Raw genomic sequence first — 14,612 nt, 5'->3', positions numbered from 1 at the left:
AGACAACAAAAAAGCCCAGACTTTGCACGGCGAGGGCTTAATTGATGTCAACAACTTAAAGGAAAGTCAACATGGCTAATCTAACACAATTCACTTTTCATGATCAACACGACATCCGTATCATTGATATAAACGGCGAGCTTTGGTTTGTTGCTACAGATGTTGCAAATGCTTTAGATTATCGTATGGCAAGCGACATGACTCGTTTCTTAGATGATGATGAAAAGGGTACGCACAATCTGCGTACCCCCTCTGGAAGCCAAGATTTATCTATCATCAACGAATCTGGTCTCTATTCAGCGATTTTAAAAAGTCGAAAACCTGAAGCAAAAAGATTCAAAAAATGGGTAACCTCTGAAGTTTTACCAGCTATCCGTAAAACTGGCAAATATGAAGCCCCTAAACCTATTGAAAAGCGCAACTATATCAACAACAACGATATGCTGAATTTAAAGCGTCTTATTTGGTGCTGTGCTGGATATTTGGATCATAAGAGATCATTTACAAATGCTGTCTATCACTCGCTACGCCATGTCACTGGCGTACCTAGCCCTGCCAAGTTTGAAGTCGAACACTTACCAGCGATGGCGCAAGAGTTTCAACGCATTTTAAACATCATTGAGCCTTATATTGAAGTTCGCCGTGAATGTGAAACAAAACTTATTAAAAGACTGCTTTTAAATCGCGGCGATTCGGAGGGCACACTCAGCAAGTGGCTTGACGATATGAAAAAGTCAGCATTTGAGGCAGATCAGTATTTACAATCCAAGTTGCCTTTAGTCTTCAATGAGGGATGTATGTCCTTACTTCAGCGAAACCCAGCAGGTACGAATATGTATGATGGTTTTGAGGAACTAGCGTAACCCCAACAAAAAAGCACCCTAGGGTGCTTTGCTTGCCTTATTAATCTCGCTCAATTTAATTATGCTTCCTATGTTGAAATAACCACCAGATCCGCATTTCTCACCAATAAAAACAACTTTCTCCTTAGTTTTTAAGAGTGTTGACAGGTGGTTATTTCCATCAAAATTCAACCCTTTCAGGTCTTTTTTGTAAATAAATAATCCATCTGGGGAGTGATTGTTTTTTGTGATAATCTCCACGTTCCCATCATAAGCTGTATAGTTAAAAGACTTAATTTCATCTATAAAAATATCAGCGGTGCAACTGGGATCATTATCCCACCCAAGGTAAGTAACACCATTTACTGAGGAGGCTTCTCCTTTGCTGTCCCACTCTAGAAGGAAAGTTGGAGCCGCCCACACAGGCTGATTAAGCAAAATTAAAAAGAATAAAGCTATCTTTTTCATAATAACCCCAATTTAAACAATGAGATCATTATCGTTAATTGGGTGATAAAAAACCACCTTTGGGTGGTTTTTATTGTGCTATTTAAAAATTATAACGCAAGCCTGCCTTATAGGTGACGCCATCAAAATCACCTATACTATTCGAAGCGTAATAATAGTTCACCCCACCATGATGAGAACAAGATCCGGATCCAGAACTATTGCTTGTTGAGCCGTCATTACAACGAGTTTTATCATTATTACTTACATCAAAAGCCCACTTGTACCCAACACCGCCGTAAACAGAAAAGTTTTTATTTAAATTAACCCCAGCTTCCAACCCTAAGGGAATCGTAATGTAAGATGTATTATCAAAACTATCAACATCCAATACACCAACCCCCAAACCAACCGTACCAAGTGCATAAAAGCGATCATTGCTCAAAAAGTTATAATGACCACCGCCTGAAACTTCGTAATAATCGCCATCAAAATCACTATTGCTCTGATATTCAAACTTACCCCACCAACCGCTTGCTTGCGGTGAAGATGAAAGTCCAATACCAAAACCATTCATATCAACCCCATTATCATTCTCAAAATCACCCTTTTGATAGGAGTATTCTGCAAATACCGACTTTGGTGATAGGTTTCCAGCCTGTGCATTTGAGCAAATAGCGAAACTAGCCAATATGGCAACAAATAATTTATTCATAATATTTCTGCTTTGTTAAATTGCGTAAACATGATAACAAAGAATAAAGATAACTATAAGATTTATTAGACTAAATTATAAAAGCAAAAACCGCTATAAGGCTAATGCTGATCAGTTAAGACAAAAAGTCTAAAATATAGTAAAAATGAGCGTATCAAATTACGCTCATTTTTTATGTCTTTTGCTCAAAATATAGATTCAGTCTTGCAACAATCAATACCTAGCCTAGATAAGTTTAGTGAACTTATTGATCATGACTGGATTGAAAAAAGCTTATCCGAAACAGGAAAAGCTTCAATCCGAAAAAGAAAGTTGCCTGCCGAACATGTCGTCTGGCTTGTGATAGGACTTGCTTTATTTCGAAATCAGCCCATTTGGTTTGTTGTCGAGCAATTACAATTAGTCTTTGGATCTCAACCTCCGTGTGCCCCAAGTGCATCTGTTCAAGCTAGACAGCGCCTAGGTTTAGAGCCATTAAAAGTGCTCTTTAATCAATTGAGTCAATCATGGTCTAAAGAATCATTCTCTCAATACGCAACTTTCCATGAGTTAAATGTCTGTGCAGTTGATGGCGTGGTTTGGTTAATGCCACATACCCCTGAAAACTTTGCTCACTTTGGTTCATCTAAAGGTAAAACAGAAGTAGCCCCTTGGCCCCAAGTGCGGGCGACTTGCCTCATCAATACCAATACACATGAAATTATCGATGCTCAAATTGGGGATATGGGCAAAGGTGAACTCACATTAGCAAAAGAGTTACTCGTTCCTGATCAAAGCATTACTTTGTTTGATCGAGCGTATTTCTCTGCAGATTTTCTGATTCATTGGCAATCTACAGGTGTAAATAGCCATTGGTTAATGCGCGCCAAAGATAACTTACGTTATGAACTTATTTCGAAAAACTCAAAGCAAGATTTCTTGGTTCGTATGCCAATTTCACCAAGAGCGCAAAAGTTAAATCCTGAATTAGGTCAGTTCTGGGAAGCACGTCTGATTGAAGTTCAGCACCAAGGTCGAACTCGACGTTACATAACATCACTATTAGATTCAAAGCTTTACCCAATGAAAGATTTAGCTGATCTATACATTCAGCGTTGGGAAATAGAGATGTGTTATCGAGAGATAAAGAGCGATTTACAGGACGGACTGAATTTAAGAAGCAAGCAACCTGAATTGGTTTATCAAGAATTATGGGGGGTATTGATTGCTTACAATGTGTTGAGAAGACAAATAAAGGTTATGGCTCAAACGCAAAATATAAGCCCATTAAGAATTAGCTTTCATATTGCCTCAATAGCCATTATCAATATATTAAGACATACACCCTTAGAATCAGCAGGGAACCTTCCAAAGCATTTAGCTCGTTTATTGGATCAGTCAGCCATGTTCATTATCCCTGAAAGAAGGCAGAGAAGTTGCCCAAGGGTAGTGAAAGGCAAACCTAAAAAATATCCGAAAAAAATGCCAGTCAAGCCTTAACTGACTGGCATTAGCTATAAGGCGGCTTTTGCTTTACATAGGCTTAAAATTTAAGGGTTGCTGAATCAAAAAATTAAGCTTCGCAGTTAAACCAGTTCGGTCGAGCCACGAACCGCTGACCTGTTGAAAGAGCAATTACTCTGCAAGATTGGTCAATCAAAGGCTCGCCCAAGCCATTTCTAAAATCAAGCGCTCTACTCACTTTTCTTGCTGCTTCATTCGCACACACTACTCGATGCGCATAAAATGCATACTTCCTCTCATCTATAATCTTTATAGCAGATAACAAAGGCACGATTTCATCATTTTCAAGAATAACTGCTTCAGTCAATTTTCGCACAAGCTCATAAGTTGCTTTGTCTTCAAATACTACCATGCTTAATTGCTGCTCAGGTTTTGCTTTGATCTCCATTGTTTCAAGATAACTGATAGCTTCGGGAAAATGGATTGATAGAAGCTGACTGTACTTTGCAATCTTGAAATGCTGATTATGCCGAGCCCACATTTCAGCCATTGCTTTGCGCTCTCCACCTGAACGGCGCGCTACAATTGCCTGTAGTGACGCCTGTTGTTCAGGGGTGATTGACTGGCGCTTGTTGATCGCTTGCCCCTTTGTCCAATAATCCCAGAGCACATCGTCGCATTCCTCTTGGTACTTAATTACAGTATCTCGAAGTTCTGGTTTTACTTTGTTTGCGTGAATTGAATAAAGCCACGCTGGTAGTTTTCGCAGAAGTAAGCAAGTGTGAGAACGTGCCTGATCGTCTCCTAATATCTGCATGGTGATTTCCACCACGCAGGTCGAAAATCGCTGTTTTAGCTTAACAAACTGACTTTTCCAATCCAACCCAATGCCCTGCACAATTGAGCGCATGGGGACATAAGGTTGCCCATCATGTTCAACCAAATATAGTTCAGCATTATGGAAAGGCACTGTGATTTGTTGTAGACTCATAGTTGTCATAATATTTTCCTTTATGTTGACATCAATTAAGCCCTGTCCGCCAAGATCATGGGCTTTTTTGTTGTCTGCTGGTTTCATGCTTTCGCACTCTCTGGTTTCAATAAAAGTTCAATTGCCTTATTAATCAAGTAATTCATTGAACGCTCTTCTTTTAAAGATTTCTCTTTAAGTTGTTTATGAAGTTCAGGTGGCACACGTATCGCAACCTGAGTATCAGTTCTTGCCATTTCAACCTCAAATAAAGCACCGTGATCACATTAAAGCACAGTGCTTTATTGATGTAAAGCACTGTGATGCAATAATATCTAACGAGTGTTAGATTTTGGATTCACCATGGCTCGCAACGATCCGCAAATGAACCTTCGCGTTCCAATGGAACTTAAGGAAAAAATTGAAAAAGCTGCGCTGGAGAATGGTAGAACCATAACGGCGGAAGCTGTTTATCGATTAGAAGAAAGCTTTAAAAATACAGATTCAAACTCATGGGAAGTTGATGATCTTAGAAAAATGCTAAATCAAAGCATGGAGAGTAATCGTAAATACTTTCAAATGATCACAGATCTTTTAAAAAACCAAGAAAAGTAAAACACTACTAATCAACACGGACGTTTCATGATTTTAGATCGACAGCTGCAATTAGAATTATTGAAAAAGATGGAGAGCTCATATCCAAACCATTATAAATTTGATGAGGAGTATGATTTTGGCACAGAGGAGTACTGTATAGCTGTAGCAAATCTTTATTATCTAATGCAGCACGGATTGGTTGAGCACACCAGTGTAAATATCTCCCGAAGCCTTGATGACAAGGGTAATAGATCTTTTCAATTTCAAACACCAACCATTAACCAAAAGGGATTAGATTTTCTTGCTGATGATGGTGGACTGTCGGCAATTCTAGGGGTTGTCACAATAAAATTTGAAGCAGATCAGTTGAAGCTTTTACTTGAATCTAAAATCATGGCAACAGATTTACCACCTGCTGATAAGCGTAAATTGATTGATGGGCTTCGATCGCTTTCTGCCGAGAGTATAAAACACCTGACAACGAAAATTGTGGACTTGGGTTGGGATAATCTTGAGACACTAATTCGCATAATTCAAAGCAGCCTTTCTTAGCAATTTGTTTAAACTTTAAATACCCAATCGGATTTATGTGATTTCCAACAGGTACGAAAAACTCATCGCCATCATAAGGTATATCTTCAAAATAGATCTGTGTCGAATTATCATGCAGACGATTTTCGACTAACACGATATTCTCTAGTTTCATTGTTACTCCTAATAAGAAAACTCAAAAATTACAGAGTTTTGATAAATTACTGTTGGCCATAAAGAACACCCTAGGGTGCTTTACCTTGCTGGTATTAAAAAACCACCCGAAGGTGGTTTTTGTTTGGGCGAATTTCTACATTAACCTATAGGCCGATATTAAAAACATTATTCCACTAACTACCAACACAGCAGAATATATCTTTAAATAGACTCTATCTCGCCAGCGCGCCTCTCCTAGCCCTTTAACCTCATTCAACCATGACATCAACATAACCAGAAGTGTGGATATAGATGCCACCAATACGCTTGTTAGTAATAGTATAGTTGTAAGTTTAGGTCTGTTCTCGCTAGCTAAAAGAGAATTCACAGCACTAATTAAGTTAACAGCCCCAAATAAAGCAAAAATAATTGTAGCAAATATACCCAGAATTGTTATGTAGCTTACTACGGAATCCTTTAACTCCTTCTTGGTAGCATCAGCTAAACTTTCAGCCTCTTTAGCTGTATTTGAGGCTTTTTCAGCTACTGTTTTAGCATCCCTAGTAACCTCTGTAATAAAATTCTTTTGTCTTACAGCAAGTAAAATGTGCCTTGTTAGCTTACGGTAGGAAATAGTAACTTGAATATCATTTCCTTTTTCAACATAAGGATGAACAGTATTCACGAATGTTGATAGTGATTCAAAAAATATTGTATTTTTATGATTGTATATTTCATCAGCAATTTTATCATATGGTAAATTATAGTTTGGGTGACCATTTTTATCAATTTTAATCAAAGCATCTTTATGTTTGTGTATTAATTGACAAATAATGTGCGAAGCATCCTCAACCACATGCATATACTCTTTGTGATTGAGAAATACATTTATTAAAATCTTTATACCATCTACAGTGGGTGGGGATATCTTAGTCATAAAAATTTCAAGTTTTAAAAAGGTAGACCACTTCTGCTTTCTTTTTGATAAAAGCTTTTAATCTCATCATCACCATACTCCAACCCCCTTTCACCACTTAAGATTCTATCCTCATAATCCTTCCACATTGGCTCTTTATGAGTAAACTCAACCATCTTAAATGGATCTTCTTCAATCCATTTATTAATAATTTTTTGAATTGAACTGCTTACTCTAAACTCAGAATTAATTAAATTTGGATCAAACTTTTTTTCTATAAGTTGCAACCGACCATCAATAAATGTTACATCAAACTCTTCCTTAGGTTTACTTATACTAAAAAATCCATAATCTTTAAACGCATGATAAACCGAAGGAACAACTGGCCCATATTGCCATTTTTCAATAGAATCTGAAAAAAGTCGATCATTACACCCTATTAAGTATTCAACATAGGAAAAATATAAAAATTTTTGAAGCTGAAGATTCGTTATGCTTAACTCTAAGCTATTATTTGCAAACCAAATAATATAATTTGCAATGTCCATTGCCGCATATGTTTTTGTCATAATACACCTCCACAATAAGCCCCAAAACCAACACCTAAAGAGTAGAACAACTTAAGGCTTAACATTGTCGTAGCTTAGTGAACGCTTTCATGATAACTCCTAAATATTCAATAATTTGTCATAATTTAAATACGACAAAAGGTAAGATGCCTTACCCTTTATTAATATATACCACAAATAATAAATTACAAATCACTAAATAGCTCCTACGACAAACAATGTCGTAAAAAATAGTAAATTATCCTCCATCACTTCTTCTCACAAGCCTTTTCAATGAACAAATCATCTAGCATGAAGATGGCTTCTACAAAGATGTGTAGCTCAATTGGGCAGTCATACATATCGATATAGCTTTCAATATCAGCAATTGAGATAGATAGCGGAATACCTTGCTCGTAACGCCGTGAGCGCGAAATCATGTGATACGCACCCAATAGATCGGCAGCTATATGCGAATATTCAGGCGATGGGACTTCTTTAATCCCCATCGCCTTGCGTTGCTTTTTTTGATGTTCGGTTAGGATTCCGTGCTGGGTTTGCCACTCGTAGAGCTTTCGGACTTTCCCAAGGTATCAAGCTTTACCTTGTTGGCTTCTTCTTGAATCTTTACGGCTTGCTCTTTGATAAAGGCCCAAAGATAAATGCCAATATCGCCACTTGTGAGCAGCTTGATAGCTGCTTCTTTAGAATACGGCGGTTCAATTACTTCGCCATTTTCGTCAAATGTGACGCCTTTCCAATCTTTGATTAAGTGGCATGCTACAGCTTCCATTAACAATTCGTGATACAACTTATCACTAGCATCTGCCGCAGTAACATCAAAGCCCTTTTGGTTAATCTGATTTGACGCACGCTCCACGGCGACCAAATACGCTTTGTTGTTGATACCATTGATCTGAAACTCTGCCAGCACATTGCCTTCGACATCCTTGTACTCTTTCCACTGGCAAACTTGCTTGCTTTTTTCGATTTGAACTTTTAAAGCCATTTTTCATATTCCAAAAATATACCGCCCGTAGGCGGCTTTCTTAAACAATAACGCGAGTGATTTTTGGTGAAACTTCAATATGATTGAAATTTACATCCAGTGTAATCATGTCATCACCACCGCCATCAGGATGGTTCGCTTCAGATACTTCAAGTTGTGGGAACTCAAATGCATAACCATTGCCTTTGCTATCTTCGATAGAAAATTCAAGCGGCATCGTATCTCGCGTTTTTACGAAATCTAAATATGATGCGGACTGAGCTGAGAATGCATATTGTGTATTCGCGGTAATATCAACAATTTTCTCTAAATACGTTGTTGCTGTGAGTTTTTTCGAACCAATACAGCGTACAGCTTCATAGTTGTTATTGATTGATAATTCTAGCGACTGCATGCAAGCCGAGCCAACAACGGTCTCGCCGTTAACTTTTAAATCACCAACATTGATTGCAGATGCAAGCACAACGTCTGGCACTGGTAATGGATCAACAACTGGATTTGTTGTAGTTCGCTCAAAGACGGTACCAACAAGACCAAATGTCGCCGTAATTTTTCCGGTTGTCGCAATAGATAGACCAGCTTCACCAATGCGAATGCCGCGATAAATAAAGACTTGACCAATATCTTCAAACAACTTCACAAAGGTAAAGGTTTTGCGAACATTGCCACCAAATTCAAGCGAATCACTGGTCCATTCATTCATTGCAACAGCGGACCAGAAGTCATCAAACAGCCCAACCGCAAGTTCAACTTCTAATGACCCAGTGATTTCCGCTTCCGTAGCAACACCGCCTTGGCGGAAACGTGTATCTGCAACACTATTCGATGTCTCCGTGGTGACAGATTCCGACAAACCATCAGTTACACGGCGTACAGTTTTCCAAATGGGTGCAGCAGGTAAATTTTCTGGCGTCTCTTCCTCTGCATAGTAGAGACGAATTTTAGCGCCACTCGACATGGCATCCTCCTTATTTTGGATGTAAAAAACCTCCGCTAAGGAGGTGGGTGGGATTTATTTGGGTGACATTTAAAATGCTACCCTTTTAAGATTCATCTTCATCATTCTCTTTGAAGTCTAACTGTGGCTGGGCTTTTTTAATCAGCTCATCCAATTCTTTAAGCATGGCTGGCTTAGTTTGCTTACCATTAACTGAAAGGAAACGCCCTGCTTCAGACAAACACTGTGTCATCAGATCAACTTGCGCTGAAAGCTTACCAATTCGCACCTGCATTCCGTCTTTAAGCTGACGAGCCAATTCCTCCTGCTCAATATAGTAAAGACGTACTTCACGCCCACGATCCGTACACTCAACCATGGACAACTCTTTAGCCATATCTACAGTAAGTAAGTATTCTGTTTTATGCTTTGCCCCACTAACACCCTGCTCCACCACTTGATGGATCAGGTAGTCCATGTTTTCTTGAAATTTGTACTTAGCAATTCGTCTTTTTATCCATGTTGAAAAATCCTGCTTACTCTCAAGCCAGCGGTGTAGGTCGCGAGCATTAACACCAAACTGCACCTTCCCATTTAATTCAACCTCAATAAAAGGGGTTTGACCTTCAATTTTTACGATTGCATTCATTGATATGCTCCAGACACTCATAGAAAAAGAACATTGGCAAGAAGATGCAATGAGTGCCGAAACGACCATCTTCAGTTCAGGAGCTACCCTAGCCAGTGGTAAACAGAAAATTCAGGCATAAAAAAACCTGTCGCTATGGACAGGTTTGGTTAGAAGTAGATCGGATTTGTTGGGTAATTACGGCTTGTAGTCGAGTTCTACACTTACGCTCGTTACGATGTTCTGTTTTGGTCCACCAATGCAGGAGACATTCGCTAATCGAACACCCACATCAAGTACGCAAAGCCCATTATCACGCTGCCATTGGGCTAATTCACGACCGACCACATTAGCCAGATGGCGCTCAAGCTCTTGGCGTTTAAACTCTATTTCTTCTAGTGTTTGGTTAAAAGGCATATTAATTCACTCGAAATTCAGCTCTGATTATTTTAGCGTAAAAATCTTTATCATCGATGTCTTGTGGTGCATGGACCTTGTAGATCTCTAAACGATCCGCCGTGAATGATTGCAAGAATGCACGCCACTGATCACACAGCTTTGTCATTTCAGTCGTGCCAGTATTCAACGGCGTAAAGCATTGCACATTGATAAAACCTATATCGCGAATGCAAAGCTCATTAGCAATACCAGCAATTTGACTATCAGCGTATTGAATTGTTACTCGACACCATGGCTTATTTGCTGGCGCTTTAAACGGTGTACCATTCCGGTTCAATTGATTCATCAATCGCAAGTTATCTTTCTCTACGCCGTCAAACTGCCCGATATGCCCATAGATGATTTGCTCAGCATCGCTTAATTTCATTTGTACTTACTCGCAACTGATAAAAATGTGAGTGCATAAATGCCCGATGGTGCTTGTTGTGACCAGCCATTTTCTAGACGCAGTGCATAAGGCAGATTGTTTTGAATGTAGACAGTATCACCAATCTTGGCTTGCAATATCTCTTTGGCACCGTCATTAAATGTTTGCTGATCTAGTGTCCCTTTAGGTGCTTTATTTCCATTACTAGGAACAGTTTCAGTGGTTGTTTGATTAACGGTAACTCTGTGATTGCATCTAAAGCCACCTTCATCTACTGGACTCGCCAAAATCACACCCTGCAGCATTTCAGCCGATACACGGCGTAAGTGCTCATCGCCGTCTTTGAGAATCTGTAGAGCAAAGTTGGTAGGTGGGTTTTTCCAAGACATAATCAATCACCTGTATTATTTGAAGTTACGCACCATTAAACATGCAGAATCTCAATCTTCTTTACGATCGAAAGTAATTCAAAATGCTCCTGCATGACCTCACCTCCAATGTCATCACTATATTGGACTGGGTTTCTATGTTTTTTAAAATTTTTACCTTGTGACTTTAATAACCTAGATGCAACCATATTAAGAGTATAGAGATTCTCTTTTAATTGTAGAGCCCTCCTGTTAACCCCTTTTAATCTTAATGCAAGACTTCTAATTTCAGCCAGCAAGTTAATATACTCGTCTTGTTTTTTCTTAAATGAGTCCTCACTTTCTTCAACTGAGGGGAAACAATGAAAAGATAAGATTTCAAGATCTGTAACCTTATCGCGAATTATCATGCTAAACTTTTCATTACTAATTAAAGAGTGCTCTAATCTCCAATCATTAAAAAGAACAAATGCAGCAACTGGCGCAAGAAAGGATGCAGCCAAAGTCAAGGTATCTTTAAGAAGCTCATAAACCTTTTTCCCCTCAAAGCTCACACCATTAGTGATTAAGAAAATACCTATCACGAAGTAAATAGCTGCAAATAAAATCAACCAACCTGCAGCAATGAATACTTTTTCTTTTAAATTTTCACTAGCCATAAATCCCCCTAAAATTTAAAGGGATGTTAATTTACGCAATAAAAATAAGCTATTAATTTAACTAACTTTCCGTAGCTGCACTTTCCAAGTCACACCCACCGGATCTGCACCGATGTCAATAACTTTAAACTGCCCTTTCGCCGTTTCCCACACATCATTGATCTGCGGTACCGCTGTGACTTCATTTTGCAGCACAGTAGCTTTTGAGTCTGTCACTTCATAATCTGTCGGCTTCACTAAGTCGCGCTGATATGAGCCGAATAGGACGCCTCTGCCTGTGTATGAAGCATCTTCTTGATGCTCATATGTCTGAGTTGCGAAATCAAAGTCACCGGAGTAGATGATTTTGATGCAAGTAAATTGGTGCACGGCGTCGGCTAAATCATCACTAAATGCTTCTGCAATATCTGCTTGGATTTCATCGCGTAGACCCATTATATTCTCCGCAAAAACTGTATAGCACTTTTCTTGGTGAATGGCTTGATTAGATCAAGAATGTACTGCTCGGTTGCACTAATTGCTACGGCACCATCCTGATATTCCTTTTCAGATTCAACCTCTGCCTTCACTCTTTTGCGCTTTAATGCCGGTTCTTTATTGATGTATAACTCGCCAGCCATAATGCCTTTGATGATTTCATACGATGCATCTTTAAGTGGCTCCGGCACTTCTTCCACATCATCATACGGCTTAACATTGCGGGCGATTAAATACGCTGCGCTCTTCTTAATATATTGAGCCTTATCACGCTCAGACAAAGCGGAAAAGCCATCAATATTCTGTTCTGCTTCTTGTGTGGTGATAAAGCTCATATTTTTAACCTGCAGTTTGCTTATCTTCTAATGCTTTTGTACGTGCAGACAATGCTTGAGCAAAGTTCTGCAAATTGGTTGCAGCAGCCAAACCACTTGCTGTGTGCGCTTTAATCGCATGATCGTGATCGCCTTTTGCAGCAGTGGTAGCCGTGGTGCCCAGTTCTAGAAAACTAGGTTTGCCTTGGATATCAGCCCAATTCACGGTACTACTCCCATTAGGTGGCTGAGCACTGGTAGGTAATTCATCTAAAATCTTAATTTTTGCAGACTCATAAGCCTGTTTAATTTCTGGATCATCACCATCAATAAATACAGCAGTCGCACCTGAGACAGCACCGAAAAAATCATCTAACTTGCGATATGTAATGCCTTGAACCTTTTCGATATCAGCATCTGAATACACAACAATAGTCATGTGTTTTATCTCCTAAAATGGGGCTTTCGCCCCTATGGCTTAACCGCTGATAACGGCTGCGAATGGCACCAATTTACGATCAAATTCGCGTTTCCAATTGGCAGGATCAGAGAACTGAGCAATAGTTGGTGTTTTATTTGGATCATCTTCACCAATCCAAGAAAAACCAGCAGGCTGCAAGATATATGTCTTGCGCTCCACGATGATTTCAGCACCACCACCATTACCACCCAAGGCATCGCGTTGAACTTCTACAGGATTGGTTGGAGTTCCTTCGCCGTAACCAAATGCACCCGAGCCGAAGAACATTGATAAATACTTACCAGTACCATAGGTCAAACCATCATCCATAAAGATAGGCTTCCCAAGATAAGTGGTTAAAATGACGTTACCCTGCGAGTCTTTGATGTACTCGATCAAGTCTTTCTGCACCATTTGCTTCATGACTACAGAGTGCACACCAATCGCTGAGAATTGGTCAGCTGCATCACCTGCAGTAAATGCTGCATCCTGCATGGCAGTTGCCGTCATTGCGGCACCAGCATCAATGACCATATCACCACCATCATTGGCAATATTAGATGCAATTACACCGCGTGCTGCACCAAGCAAGTAACGCTGCCATTGACGTTCCCAGTATTTACCATAGCGATTGCGGATGTGCTGCATTGGCTCACTGTTGGCAAGTTCGGTTGTTAAGTCAGTGGTCCCATAAGGTTTGTTCAAATAAAGCGTACGTGCACGCATGGTACCTTGAGTTGCTTTACCAACTTTACCCTTTTGATCAGGATCATCCGTGGTGATGTTGGCTTCCTCATTGGCATCCAAATCCTGCCAATAAGAAATCGTTGAGGTGCCTTGACCATTACTGGCAACAGCATCTAAAGCATCATTCTTTGCGATGATGCCAGATTGGTACACGGCGGTTTTTTCGGGTGAATTTACTGGCTGTAAAGTTTGATAGTAATCACCAACGAAGATATCTGCTAAACGAGTTGCAGGCATATTAATTATCCTTTGTCTTTAATAACTGTTGAAATTGGTTTGGATTGTCGCGAGCAATTGCAGCTCGCTCTAATTCTGAGTAGTCAGACCACTTTTTAACTGTGGTGCCAGAACCAGGTGCATTCGTTCCATTCGCGCGTGGGAAGAAGTAAGGCTTGTTTTCCTTAAGGTTTTCCACCCATTCTTTAGGACTTAATGGGTTGGTCCCATCTTTACCAATGATTGGCTCACCATCTGCACCTATCATGACCGCATTGCCATTCTCATCGAGGGCAAACTGAGACAATGCCAACGCCGTGACATCATCTGTAGCTTCAGCTAGACCACCAATACCGCTAAAGGCTTGGGCAATCTGCCCTTTGACCACCGATTGTTTAAACTGATTGGCATAGGCTTCTGCTTTAGCTGCCTTTTCAGTTAAAGCATTCACTTGCTTTTCGTGGTCTTGGCGCATCTTTTCAGTACGTTTCTGAATGACTTCATCAATCTTGCCCTCGGCAATGAGTTTTGATTCTTCATCCTGACCCGCCTTATTCAGCAAGTCCTTGACTGCTGTCAGATCAACACCATCAAGCTGGGACTTAATCCCGCTTAATTCATCTTTAAGGTCTTTGTTGGTTTGGATAAGCTCACCATTCTTAGCTTTTAAGCCTTGCACTTGCTCATCTACTGCCTTTTGAATGGCTGCTTGTACTTCTGGACTGTTTAGATCGATTTGATCCGGCATTTTGATATTCCTTGAATAACCGCCTAGCGGATTTTGTTGGTGCCCTTGGCTTTGCTTT

The 14,612-nt window shown here is 39.8% G+C and carries 23 protein-coding genes; 4 read left to right on the top strand and 19 right to left on the bottom strand.

All coding sequences use genetic code 11. From position 1 onward, the window contains the following. Positions 1-71: 71 nt before the first annotated feature. Complete coding sequence (locus tag BFG52_RS07605; protein ID WP_067554246.1) at positions 72-863, top strand: BRO-N domain-containing protein; 792 nt, start codon at positions 72-74, stop codon at positions 861-863. 18 nt (positions 864-881) lie between these two features. Here the strand turns inward: BFG52_RS07605 and BFG52_RS07600 are convergent, their stop codons facing one another. Both BFG52_RS07600 and BFG52_RS07595 read right to left on the bottom strand, forming a co-directional pair. Further along, on the bottom strand, positions 882-1,310 hold the full coding sequence (locus tag BFG52_RS07600) for a hypothetical protein (RefSeq protein WP_067554243.1): 429 nt from the start codon (positions 1,308-1,310) through the stop codon (positions 882-884). A gap of 82 nt (positions 1,311-1,392) precedes the next feature. Further along, positions 1,393-2,004, bottom strand: coding sequence for a porin family protein (locus BFG52_RS07595; RefSeq protein WP_067554241.1), 612 nt, complete (start codon positions 2,002-2,004; stop codon positions 1,393-1,395). Positions 2,005-2,178: 174 nt separating this feature from the next. On the opposite strand from BFG52_RS07595, the gene BFG52_RS07590 reads away from it, so the two are divergent. Beyond that, positions 2,179-3,483: an IS4 family transposase gene (locus BFG52_RS07590; protein WP_067553729.1), complete on the top strand. Its 1,305-nt coding sequence runs from the start codon at positions 2,179-2,181 to the stop codon at positions 3,481-3,483. Positions 3,484-3,556: 73 nt separating this feature from the next. Here the strand turns inward: BFG52_RS07590 and BFG52_RS07585 are convergent, their stop codons facing one another. Together BFG52_RS07585 and BFG52_RS16595 are read right to left on the bottom strand one after the other, a co-directional pair. Then, positions 3,557-4,447, bottom strand: coding sequence for a phage antirepressor N-terminal domain-containing protein (locus BFG52_RS07585; protein WP_081408757.1), 891 nt, complete (start codon positions 4,445-4,447; stop codon positions 3,557-3,559). A 74-nt stretch (positions 4,448-4,521) separates the two neighbouring features. Beyond that, positions 4,522-4,674, bottom strand: coding sequence for a toxin-antitoxin system HicB family antitoxin (locus BFG52_RS16595; RefSeq protein ID WP_071890097.1), 153 nt, complete (start codon positions 4,672-4,674; stop codon positions 4,522-4,524). A 106-nt stretch (positions 4,675-4,780) separates the two neighbouring features. Between BFG52_RS16595 and BFG52_RS07580 the strand changes: the two genes are divergently transcribed. Further along, a complete protein-coding gene (locus BFG52_RS07580; protein ID WP_067554234.1) occupies positions 4,781-5,032 on the top strand; it encodes an Arc family DNA-binding protein in 252 nt (83 codons plus the stop codon). Between the two features lie 27 nt (positions 5,033-5,059). Continuing rightward, positions 5,060-5,566: a hypothetical protein gene (locus BFG52_RS17060; protein WP_067554232.1), complete on the top strand. Its 507-nt coding sequence runs from the start codon at positions 5,060-5,062 to the stop codon at positions 5,564-5,566. Positions 5,567-5,855: 289 nt separating this feature from the next. Here the strand turns inward: BFG52_RS17060 and BFG52_RS07570 are convergent, their stop codons facing one another. The 15 genes from BFG52_RS07570 to BFG52_RS07500 all read right to left on the bottom strand — a co-directional run bounded on the left by BFG52_RS07570 (position 5,856) and on the right by BFG52_RS07500 (position 14,554). Next, on the bottom strand, positions 5,856-6,638 hold the full coding sequence (locus BFG52_RS07570) for a hypothetical protein (RefSeq protein WP_067554229.1): 783 nt from the start codon (positions 6,636-6,638) through the stop codon (positions 5,856-5,858). Positions 6,639-6,652: 14 nt separating this feature from the next. Further along, positions 6,653-7,186, bottom strand: coding sequence for a Panacea domain-containing protein (locus BFG52_RS07565; protein ID WP_067554226.1), 534 nt, complete (start codon positions 7,184-7,186; stop codon positions 6,653-6,655). A 248-nt stretch (positions 7,187-7,434) separates the two neighbouring features. Continuing rightward, positions 7,435-7,674 carry a hypothetical protein gene (locus BFG52_RS07560; protein ID WP_067554223.1) on the bottom strand — a complete coding sequence of 80 codons (240 nt, stop codon included), beginning with the start codon at positions 7,672-7,674 and terminating at the stop codon, positions 7,435-7,437. 29 nt (positions 7,675-7,703) lie between these two features. After that, positions 7,704-8,174 carry a hypothetical protein gene (locus BFG52_RS07555; RefSeq protein WP_067554220.1) on the bottom strand — a complete coding sequence of 157 codons (471 nt, stop codon included), beginning with the start codon at positions 8,172-8,174 and terminating at the stop codon, positions 7,704-7,706. Positions 8,175-8,214: 40 nt separating this feature from the next. After that, positions 8,215-9,132: a phage tail tube protein gene (locus BFG52_RS07550; protein ID WP_067554217.1), complete on the bottom strand. Its 918-nt coding sequence runs from the start codon at positions 9,130-9,132 to the stop codon at positions 8,215-8,217. Positions 9,133-9,217: 85 nt separating this feature from the next. Continuing rightward, on the bottom strand, positions 9,218-9,760 hold the full coding sequence (locus BFG52_RS07545) for an antA/AntB antirepressor family protein (RefSeq protein WP_067554214.1): 543 nt from the start codon (positions 9,758-9,760) through the stop codon (positions 9,218-9,220). Positions 9,761-9,937: 177 nt separating this feature from the next. After that, positions 9,938-10,156, bottom strand: a complete 219-nt coding sequence (locus BFG52_RS07540) for a hypothetical protein (RefSeq protein WP_067554211.1) — start codon at positions 10,154-10,156, stop codon at positions 9,938-9,940. 1 nt (position 10,157) lies between these two features. After that, positions 10,158-10,565: a phage tail terminator-like protein gene (locus tag BFG52_RS07535; RefSeq protein ID WP_067554208.1), complete on the bottom strand. Its 408-nt coding sequence runs from the start codon at positions 10,563-10,565 to the stop codon at positions 10,158-10,160. Next, positions 10,562-10,954: a hypothetical protein gene (locus BFG52_RS07530; RefSeq protein ID WP_067554205.1), complete on the bottom strand. Its 393-nt coding sequence runs from the start codon at positions 10,952-10,954 to the stop codon at positions 10,562-10,564. Before BFG52_RS07530 ends, BFG52_RS07535 begins: the two co-directional genes overlap by 4 nt. A 35-nt stretch (positions 10,955-10,989) precedes the next feature. Further along, positions 10,990-11,592, bottom strand: a complete 603-nt coding sequence (locus BFG52_RS07525; protein WP_067554202.1) for a hypothetical protein — start codon at positions 11,590-11,592, stop codon at positions 10,990-10,992. A gap of 57 nt (positions 11,593-11,649) precedes the next feature. Next, complete coding sequence (locus BFG52_RS07520; RefSeq protein WP_067554199.1) at positions 11,650-12,027, bottom strand: glutamate 5-kinase; 378 nt, start codon at positions 12,025-12,027, stop codon at positions 11,650-11,652. Further along, entirely contained in the window at positions 12,027-12,404 is a 378-nt protein-coding gene (locus BFG52_RS07515) for a hypothetical protein (protein WP_067554196.1), read from the bottom strand. Before BFG52_RS07515 ends, BFG52_RS07520 begins: the two co-directional genes overlap by 1 nt. A 4-nt stretch (positions 12,405-12,408) precedes the next feature. Further along, positions 12,409-12,822, bottom strand: a complete 414-nt coding sequence (locus BFG52_RS07510; RefSeq protein ID WP_067554193.1) for a hypothetical protein — start codon at positions 12,820-12,822, stop codon at positions 12,409-12,411. Positions 12,823-12,861: 39 nt separating this feature from the next. Continuing rightward, positions 12,862-13,827, bottom strand: coding sequence for a phage coat protein (locus BFG52_RS07505; RefSeq protein ID WP_067554190.1), 966 nt, complete (start codon positions 13,825-13,827; stop codon positions 12,862-12,864). Position 13,828: 1 nt separating this feature from the next. Then, the gene (locus BFG52_RS07500; RefSeq protein WP_067554187.1) at positions 13,829-14,554 is read right to left on the bottom strand and encodes a hypothetical protein; all 726 of its coding nucleotides are present in this window, start codon (positions 14,552-14,554) and stop codon (positions 13,829-13,831) included. Positions 14,555-14,612 lie beyond the last annotated feature (58 nt).

It is taken from the genome of Acinetobacter larvae, from assembly GCF_001704115.1.
Taxonomy (GTDB): domain Bacteria; phylum Pseudomonadota; class Gammaproteobacteria; order Pseudomonadales; family Moraxellaceae; genus Acinetobacter; species Acinetobacter larvae.
This window is presented reverse-complemented; position numbering and strand designations above follow the sequence as displayed.

Excerpts from the sequence above, each read along its gene's own strand:
- BFG52_RS07605 (WP_067554246.1), top strand. The coding sequence starts at position 72 with ATGGCTAATCTAACACAATTCACTTTTCATGATCAACACGACATCCGT.
- BFG52_RS07600 (WP_067554243.1), bottom strand. The coding sequence starts at position 1,310 with ATGAAAAAGATAGCTTTATTCTTTTTAATTTTGCTTAATCAGCCTGTG.
- BFG52_RS07595 (WP_067554241.1), bottom strand. The coding sequence starts at position 2,004 with ATGAATAAATTATTTGTTGCCATATTGGCTAGTTTCGCTATTTGCTCA.
- BFG52_RS07590 (WP_067553729.1), top strand. The coding sequence starts at position 2,179 with ATGTCTTTTGCTCAAAATATAGATTCAGTCTTGCAACAATCAATACCT.
- BFG52_RS07585 (WP_081408757.1), bottom strand. The coding sequence starts at position 4,447 with ATGACAACTATGAGTCTACAACAAATCACAGTGCCTTTCCATAATGCT.
- BFG52_RS16595 (WP_071890097.1), bottom strand. The coding sequence starts at position 4,674 with ATGGCAAGAACTGATACTCAGGTTGCGATACGTGTGCCACCTGAACTT.
- BFG52_RS07580 (WP_067554234.1), top strand. The coding sequence starts at position 4,781 with ATGGCTCGCAACGATCCGCAAATGAACCTTCGCGTTCCAATGGAACTT.
- BFG52_RS17060 (WP_067554232.1), top strand. The coding sequence starts at position 5,060 with ATGATTTTAGATCGACAGCTGCAATTAGAATTATTGAAAAAGATGGAG.
- BFG52_RS07570 (WP_067554229.1), bottom strand. The coding sequence starts at position 6,638 with ATGACTAAGATATCCCCACCCACTGTAGATGGTATAAAGATTTTAATA.
- BFG52_RS07565 (WP_067554226.1), bottom strand. The coding sequence starts at position 7,186 with ATGACAAAAACATATGCGGCAATGGACATTGCAAATTATATTATTTGG.
- BFG52_RS07560 (WP_067554223.1), bottom strand. The coding sequence starts at position 7,674 with ATGGGGATTAAAGAAGTCCCATCGCCTGAATATTCGCATATAGCTGCC.
- BFG52_RS07555 (WP_067554220.1), bottom strand. The coding sequence starts at position 8,174 with ATGGCTTTAAAAGTTCAAATCGAAAAAAGCAAGCAAGTTTGCCAGTGG.
- BFG52_RS07550 (WP_067554217.1), bottom strand. The coding sequence starts at position 9,132 with ATGTCGAGTGGCGCTAAAATTCGTCTCTACTATGCAGAGGAAGAGACG.
- BFG52_RS07545 (WP_067554214.1), bottom strand. The coding sequence starts at position 9,760 with ATGAATGCAATCGTAAAAATTGAAGGTCAAACCCCTTTTATTGAGGTT.
- BFG52_RS07540 (WP_067554211.1), bottom strand. The coding sequence starts at position 10,156 with ATGCCTTTTAACCAAACACTAGAAGAAATAGAGTTTAAACGCCAAGAG.
- BFG52_RS07535 (WP_067554208.1), bottom strand. The coding sequence starts at position 10,565 with ATGAAATTAAGCGATGCTGAGCAAATCATCTATGGGCATATCGGGCAG.
- BFG52_RS07530 (WP_067554205.1), bottom strand. The coding sequence starts at position 10,954 with ATGTCTTGGAAAAACCCACCTACCAACTTTGCTCTACAGATTCTCAAA.
- BFG52_RS07525 (WP_067554202.1), bottom strand. The coding sequence starts at position 11,592 with ATGGCTAGTGAAAATTTAAAAGAAAAAGTATTCATTGCTGCAGGTTGG.
- BFG52_RS07520 (WP_067554199.1), bottom strand. The coding sequence starts at position 12,027 with ATGGGTCTACGCGATGAAATCCAAGCAGATATTGCAGAAGCATTTAGT.
- BFG52_RS07515 (WP_067554196.1), bottom strand. The coding sequence starts at position 12,404 with ATGAGCTTTATCACCACACAAGAAGCAGAACAGAATATTGATGGCTTT.
- BFG52_RS07510 (WP_067554193.1), bottom strand. The coding sequence starts at position 12,822 with ATGACTATTGTTGTGTATTCAGATGCTGATATCGAAAAGGTTCAAGGC.
- BFG52_RS07505 (WP_067554190.1), bottom strand. The coding sequence starts at position 13,827 with ATGCCTGCAACTCGTTTAGCAGATATCTTCGTTGGTGATTACTATCAA.
- BFG52_RS07500 (WP_067554187.1), bottom strand. The coding sequence starts at position 14,554 with ATGCCGGATCAAATCGATCTAAACAGTCCAGAAGTACAAGCAGCCATT.